This window comes from Streptococcus phocae (genome assembly GCF_001302265.1).
GTDB lineage: Bacteria > Bacillota > Bacilli > Lactobacillales > Streptococcaceae > Streptococcus > Streptococcus phocae.
The window spans coordinates 1-360 of sequence record NZ_LHQM01000086.1 but is presented as its reverse complement, the minus strand read 5'-3'; the positions used below and the strand labels follow the sequence as shown (position 1 = coordinate 360).

Genomic DNA, 360 nt, shown 5'->3' with positions numbered 1-360 from the left:
TGAAGGCAGAAAAGGGAGTTATTATCTGAAACTTGAGAGGGTGTCAGAAGCTTTCTTATTGTCATTTACTAAAGCGATGAAGGCTAAACCTAGGATTCACAGTGTCGATACTTTTGTTTATGCCTATAAACTTGAGCATCCTGAGGAAATTGTGCCAAGTACCAAGACATTATACACCTACATTCATCAAGGATTAGTGGCTATCAAACCAATTGACCTGCCTAAAGTTGTCCGTATTCGTAAAAGAAGTAAGACTCGACCATCTACTAAAAAACATCTTGGAACTTCCATTGAGAAGCGCCCTGCTAATATTAATGATCGTTCAACCTTTGGTCACTGGGAAATTGACTCGGTACTTGG

The 360-nt window shown here is 39.4% G+C and carries 1 pseudogene; it reads left to right on the top strand.

Annotated elements, in window-relative coordinates:
- Positions 1 to 360: pseudogene (locus AKK44_RS08510) on the top strand (IS30 family transposase); the annotation flags it as partial.